We start from the raw sequence: 6,543 nt of genomic DNA on the forward strand, positions 1-6,543 counted from the left end.
GATCTCCCCATCCGCCCCGCCTACTTCCCCGACGACGCGCCCGCCGACCCCGGCCTACCCGGGGCCGTCCCGTACACCCGGGGCGTCCGCGCCACCATGTATGCCGGCCGCCCCTGGACCATCCGCCAGTACGCCGGCTTCTCCACCGCGCGGGAATCCAAAGATTTCTACCGCAAGAACCTCGCCGCCGGCCAAAAGGGCCTGAGCGTCGCCTTCGATCTCGCCACCCATCGCGGGTACGACAGCGACCACCCGCGCGTCACCGGCGATGTCGGCAAGGCCGGCGTAGCGATCGACAGCGTCGAGGACATGAAGCTGCTGCTCGACGGCATCCCGCTCGATCAGATGAGCGTCTCGATGACCATGAACGGCGCCGTCCTGCCGGTGCTCGCCATGTTCATCGTCGCGGCCGAAGAGCAGGGGGTGAAGCAGAGCCAACTCGACGGCACCATCCAGAACGACATCCTCAAGGAGTTCATGGTCCGCAACACCTATATCTACCCGCCCGAGCCGAGCATGCGCATCGTCGGCGACATCGTCGCCTACACGGCGGAACACATGCCGAAGTTCAACTCCATCTCGATCTCCGGCTACCACATGCACGAGGCCGGCGCGACCGCGGTCCAGGAGCTCGCCTACACCCTCGCAGACGGCCGCGAATATGTCCGCGCCGCCCAGGCCCGCGGCCTCGATATCGACGCCTTCGCCGGCCGGCTGAGCTTCTTCTTCGGCATCGGCATGAACTTCTTCCTCGAGGTCGCAAAACTCCGCGCTGCCCGCACGCTGTGGTCGAAGATCATGACCGAGCTCGGCGCGAAAGATCCCCGCTCGCTGATGCTGCGCACCCACTGCCAGACCTCAGGCGTCAGCCTCACCGAGCAGGACCCGCACAACAACATCGTCCGCACCACCATCGAAGCGCTGGCCGCGGTGCTCGGCGGCACCCAGAGCCTCCACACCAACAGTTTTGACGAAGCCATTGCGCTGCCAACGGAATTCTCCGCCCGCATCGCCCGCAACACTCAGCTGATCCTGCAGCACGAAAGCCGCGTCACCGACGTCGTCGACCCTCTCGGCGGCTCCTACTACATCGAGAGCCTGACCGCGGACCTCGTCTCCCGCGCCGAAGCCCTGATCGCCGAAGTCGAAGCGCAGGGCGGCATGACCGCCGCCGTCCAGGCCGGCACCCCGAAGCTCGAAATCGAGAAAGCCGCCGCCCTCCGTCAGGCCCGCGTCGACCGCGGCGAGGACGTCATCGTCGGCGTCAACCGCTACCGCCTCGAGAACGAGCCGCCCCTCGCCATCCGGGCCATCGACAATCGGCGGGTCCGCGACGAGCAGGTCGCCCGCCTCGCCGAAATCCGCCGCACCCGCGACCCCGCCCGCGTCGATGCCGCCCTCGCCGCACTACAGCAGGCCGCCCGATCGACCGGCAACCTCCTCGCCGCCAGCATCGAAGCCGCCCGCGTCCGCGCCACCCTCGGCGAAATCTCCGCCGCCCTCGAACAGGTGTTCCACCGCCACTCCGCCATCACCCGCGTCATCTCCGGCGTCTACGCCGAGAGCTACGCCAGCGACCCGCAATACGCCGCGATCACCGACCGCATTGCCGCCTTCCAGCACGCCGAGCACCGCCCGCCGTCGCTGTTTATCGCCAAGATGGGACAGGACGGCCACGATCGCGGCGCCAAGATCATCGCCACCGCCTTCGCCGACCTCGGCTTTGTCGTCCACATGGGCGACCTGTTCGAAACCGCGCCCGAAGTCGCCGCCCACGTCGCCGATCTGAAAGTCGACGCCGTCGGCGTCTCCTCCCTCGCCGCCGGCCACAAGACGCTGGTCCCCGAACTCATCGCAGAACTCAAGGGCAGGGGCCTCGGCGACGTCACCGTCATCGTCGGCGGCGTCATTCCCGCCGAGGACTACAGCTTCCTCCGCGACGCCGGCGTGGCGGAGATTTTCGGACCGGGCACCAATGTGCTGGAGGCCGCGTTCTCGGTGCTGAACCAGATCGAGGGGAGGCTGAGCAACCGATGATCCGGATGACCTTCCCCTCACCCGGCCGCTGCGCGGCCACTCTCTCCCTCAAGGGGAGAGGGACGAAACGCGAGATCGCGCCACCTCGCCCCTCTCCCCGTGAGGGAGAGGGTGCCCGAAGGGCGGGTGAGGGGCAGTTTCGATGATCGGCCGGCTCAACCACGTCGCCATCGCCGTCCCCGATCTCGCCGCCGCCGCCGCGAAATATCGCGATCTCCTCGGCGCTCACGTCCTCCACCCGCACGACCTGCCCGAGCATGGCGTCACGGTGGTCTTCGTGCAGCTCGAAAACACCAAGATCGAGCTGCTGACCCCGCTCGGTCCCGACTCCCCGATCCGCAAATTCCTCGACGCCAACCCCTCCGGCGGCATCCATCACATCTGCTACGAAGTCTCCGATCTCCCCAGCGCCGCCCGCACCCTCACCGAAGCCGGCGCCCGCATCCTCGGCGACGGCCAGCCCCGCATCGGCGCCCATGGCCTCCCGGTGCTGTTCCTCCACCCCAAGGATTTCGACGGCACGCTGATCGAGCTCGAAGAGGTGAATCCGGAGCTGCAGCCGGCGTAAGGCCGGTGGCTCCGCGACCCCTCATCCCCCCTTCGGGCACCTTCTCCCACAAGGGGAGAAGGCGACAAGCTCAAGCCTCCCAGTCGGGGTGCCTTCTCCCCTGGTGGGAGAAGGTGGCGCGTAGCGCCGGATGAGGGGTCCGCATCGCTCGCGATGCGCGATCCGAGCGCCAGCGAGGGTCGACTTATCCCCGCACCCCCAACCCAGCCCTATCCTCGCGCCACCAAAACCCGAGGACCCCTAATTGACCACCAGCACCCACCTGAAGCTCCCCTTCATCCTCCCCGCCCAGGCCGGCAAGCACATCACCCATAACGAGGCCATCGCCGCGCTCGATTCGCTCACCCAGCTCGCCGTGCTCGATCGCGACCTCAGCGTCCCGCCCGCCGGCCCCACCAGCGGCGCCCGCTACATCGTCGGCCCGTCGCCCACCGGCGACTGGTCCGGCAAGGCCAACCACATCGCCACCCATGACGGCGCCGCCTGGCAGTTCCACGCGCCCGAACCCGGCTGGCTCGCCTTCGTCCTGGATGAGAACGGCCTCCTCGCCTGGAGCGGCGTCGCCTGGCTCCCGACCCTCGGTCTCGACGCCACCGCACCAAAACTCGGCCTCAACGCCACCGCCGATGCCACCAACCGCCTCGCCGTCAAATCCGACGCCGTCCTCCTCAGCCACGACGACGTTACCCCCGGCTCCGGCGACCTGCGGCTGAAACTGAACAAATCCGCCGCCGGCAACACTGCGAGCCTCCTCTACCAGACCGGCTTTTCCGGCCGTGCCGAACTCGGTACCTCGGGCGACGACAAGCTCCACATCAAGGTCAGCCCCGATGGCGTCGCCTGGCACGAAGCCCTGGTGATCGACCCAGCCACTGGCAATGTCGGCCTCGGCACGGCCACTCCCGCCGTCAGGCTCGACGTCGATGGCCCGGTTCGCACGAAATCCTACACCGTCGCAACAGTGCCAGCTGCCAGCGCCGGCGCCGGCCAGTTGATCTTCGTCACCAATGAATCCGGCGGCGCGACGCTCGCCTTTTCCGATGGCGCCAGCTGGCGCCGCACCGCCGATCGCGCCGTGATCAGCTAGCGGCGGCAATCGCTGAGTGTTGGCCTCGGGCATTGGCTATGCTAGGCGATCGCACGCGAACCGGCCCGGGGCCCCGATGCTCAAGATTCTCAGCAACGCGCTCACCGACATCGTCGGCGGCTACGGGCAGCGGCGCGTCTGGATCACGTTGGCCACCGAGGATATCTTCGACCAGCACCGGCGCACCACGCTCGGCCCGCTCTGGCTGCTGGTCAACTATTTCGCCTTCGCCGCCACTTTCATCTTCATCTTCACGCCGGCCCCGCTCGATCCGCTCCACGCCATCTATATCGGCGTGGGCCTTCTCGTCTGGAGCTACATCAACGACAATATCACGCAGGCCGTGACGCTGTTCGAGCGCGAGGAGAGCTTCATCAAGGGCACCACCCTGCCGCTCTCTGTCTACGTCATGCGGCTGACCCTGCAGAACCTCATCCGCTCGGCCTATGCGCTGGCCGGCTGTGTCGTCATCCTGCTGCTCGCGGGGGTGACGGTCAGCGGCGCCTGGCTCTGGTCGGGCCTGGGGGTCTGCCTCATCCTTGTCGCTTCCCCCGCCGTGGTGACTGTCTTCGCCTTCCTCGGGGTGTTCTTTCCCGATAGCCAGTTCATCATCGCCAACCTGATGCGCGTCGCCATGTTCGCGACCCCGGTATTCTGGGGAAATGCCGGCGGCGATCCCCTGCGCACGGTGCTGTTCTACTGGAACCCCTTCACCTACTTCCTCGCCATCGTGCGGGAGCCGATCGTCGATGGCAGCGCGCCGCTCAACTCCTTCGGCGTCTGCATCGCCATCACGCTCGCCATGTGGGCCGGCGCTGTGCTGCTGCTCGGCACCTTCCGCCGCCAGGTGGCGTTGATCGTCTAATGGTTTCCATTCGCGCCCATGATCTCCACCTCGACTACCAGGTGCGGGAAAAGCTGACCCTCAGGCCGCGCGACAAGCGCCTGCCGCAGACCGGCGGCACCATTTCCGGCACCGGCTCGCACCGCTTCGTTACCGCGCTCGACGGCGTCAGCTTCGAGCTCGAGGCCGGCGACCGCCTCGGCCTCGTCGGCGCCAACGGCGCGGGCAAGACCACGCTGCTGAAAGTTCTCTACGGCATCTACGAGCCCACCGCCGGCAGCCTCGAGATCCGCGGCCGCGTCGATGCGCTGTTCAACATCAACCTCGGCTTCCGCCCCGAAGCCACCGGCCGGCGCAATATCCTGTTGCGCGGGCTGATCAACGGCTGGACCGAGGCCGAGATCGCGGCGCGCACCGAGGAGATCATCGAGTTTTCCGAACTCGGCGAGTTCATCGACATGCCGTTCAAGAGCTACAGCCAGGGCATGGGCGCTCGCCTCGCCTTCGCCATCGCCACGACGCTCGAACCCGAAATCCTGCTGATGGACGAATGGATCGGCGCCGGCGATGCGAGCTTTCAGGAAAAGGCCTCGCAGCGCATGAACCTGCTCGCCGACAAGGCCGGCATCATCGTCCTCGCCAGCCACAGCGAAGAGCTGCTGCAGAAGACCTGCAACAAGCGGCTGGAGCTGGAGAAGGGCAGGGTGAAGCATTTCGGGAAGATGGGCCCCGACGATCCTGCGTGATCATCGGGGTGCTTTGGGCGCCCGCTACATCAGCCCGGTCATCATCATCAGCTTCTGCTTCAGCGTGCCATGTGTCAGCGGCACGCCACGCGCCGTCACGAGGGCGTGGAACTCGGTGAACTCGTCCTCTTCGAGGAACGGCGCGAAGCTGCCTAGCTCGCCGATCTGGTAGATCGAGCGCAACACCAGGTCGAGCTTGATGATCGGCATTTCGAGATACTGGGTCAGCAGCAGGGCGCCCCAGTGAATTTGGCTACCGCGAAAGACATAGTCCAGCAGGTCGCGCTGCAGCTCGCGCCGGTATTGCGTATTCATCTCGGCGATCAGGTCGTCCTCGGCGATCGGCAGCGTCAGGCTGGCGCTGTCGAGTAACGCCGCCCGGCTGACCGACAGTGCGTCGCGCATCGGCTTGCGCGCCTCGCGCACCAACTGGCGCAACGGGTTCTGCCCGAAATAGCCCTGCGGCATCTGTGCCGCAGAAACGGCAAGCTGCCGCCAGTCGGCCCGGTTCAGCGCGCCCTCCAGCCGCTGCAGCGAATAGATCACGCGCGGGCGGATCTTCATGGTCTGCACGATCAGCTTGCTGAGCGCCGCCTCGCCCTTCCGGATCACCCTCGGCCTGATCTCAGTCGAGCGATAGTCCTGCCAGTAGCGCCGGAAATGGGGGTCAGCGATCACCTGCGAGCCGAAGCTGAGCGCGTAGCTGCCGATATGATGGCTGAGCTCGTGGTTTTCGCTGGCGCCGATGAACTGTGCCTCACCGCGGAGGGAGGTGAAGAACTCGCGCAGCCCGCGCTTGGCGTAGAAGACGCTGTCGTTGAGCACCAGCAACTTGTCCGGCGCGTGCCGGTCGAGCACATGCAGCACGCCGCGCCGGTAGCCACCGAAATCGCGACCGAAGTTGCGGCGCTGGATGAAGGTATGCAGATACGGCCGCAACCGCGCGAGTTCGGACTGCGGCAACGGGGTATTGCTGACCGCCACGACCCGGATGCCGAGCTCGGCGAGCAGGGCAATGGCGTTCACCACGTTGGCCGGCAGCCCGTGCGGCTGGTAGAGGTGGAAGACGCAGAACACGCCGTCATTGGTCTGGGCGAACTGCTCGATCAGGACGACGTCGCCCTGCTTGTCGAGGCGGGCTCGCGCGACCCAGTCGCTCACGATCAGCCCGGGCATCAGCACGGCTCGGACCGTCACCTGCATCAGCGGCAGGAAAACATTCTGGTAGAGGAAACGTACTGGGTTCAAGGGGAGTCCCGTC

6 protein-coding genes are annotated in these 6,543 nt (G+C 66.7%); 5 read left to right on the forward strand and 1 reads right to left on the reverse strand.

The window, feature by feature from the left end:
• The 5 genes from scpA to JWQ89_RS11980 all read left to right on the forward strand — a co-directional run.
• Positions 1-2,037, forward strand: a 2,037-nt coding sequence (scpA, locus tag JWQ89_RS11960) for a methylmalonyl-CoA mutase (protein ID WP_299641285.1), incomplete at its 5' end; no start/stop codon positions are given.
• Between the two features lie 142 nt (positions 2,038-2,179).
• Positions 2,180-2,605 carry a methylmalonyl-CoA epimerase gene (mce, locus tag JWQ89_RS11965; RefSeq protein ID WP_299641287.1) on the forward strand — a complete coding sequence of 142 codons (426 nt, stop codon included), beginning with the start codon at positions 2,180-2,182 and terminating at the stop codon, positions 2,603-2,605.
• A gap of 244 nt (positions 2,606-2,849) precedes the next feature.
• The gene (locus tag JWQ89_RS11970) at positions 2,850-3,692 is read left to right on the forward strand and encodes a DUF2793 domain-containing protein (RefSeq protein WP_299641289.1); all 843 of its coding nucleotides are present in this window, start codon (positions 2,850-2,852) and stop codon (positions 3,690-3,692) included.
• Between the two features lie 76 nt (positions 3,693-3,768).
• Positions 3,769-4,557, forward strand: coding sequence for an ABC transporter permease (locus tag JWQ89_RS11975; protein ID WP_299641291.1), 789 nt, complete (start codon positions 3,769-3,771; stop codon positions 4,555-4,557).
• Positions 4,557-5,282, forward strand: coding sequence for an ABC transporter ATP-binding protein (locus JWQ89_RS11980; protein ID WP_299641293.1), 726 nt, complete (start codon positions 4,557-4,559; stop codon positions 5,280-5,282). The genes JWQ89_RS11975 and JWQ89_RS11980 overlap by 1 nt, the downstream gene beginning before the upstream one ends.
• A 24-nt stretch (positions 5,283-5,306) precedes the next feature.
• On the opposite strand, the gene JWQ89_RS11985 is transcribed toward JWQ89_RS11980, so the two are convergent.
• The coding region (locus JWQ89_RS11985; RefSeq protein ID WP_299641294.1) for a rhamnan synthesis F family protein at positions 5,307-6,543 on the reverse strand (1,237 nt) is incomplete at its 5' end.

This window comes from Devosia sp., from assembly GCF_028290645.1.
Lineage (GTDB): Bacteria > Pseudomonadota > Alphaproteobacteria > Rhizobiales > Devosiaceae > Devosia_A.

Bases quoted from the DNA above. Each gene is read 5' to 3' on its own strand.
- JWQ89_RS11980 (WP_299641293.1), top strand. From the start codon at position 4,557: ATGGTTTCCATTCGCGCCCATGATCTCCACCTCGACTACCAGGTGCGG.
- mce (WP_299641287.1), top strand. From the start codon at position 2,180: ATGATCGGCCGGCTCAACCACGTCGCCATCGCCGTCCCCGATCTCGCC.
- JWQ89_RS11975 (WP_299641291.1), top strand. From the start codon at position 3,769: ATGCTCAAGATTCTCAGCAACGCGCTCACCGACATCGTCGGCGGCTAC.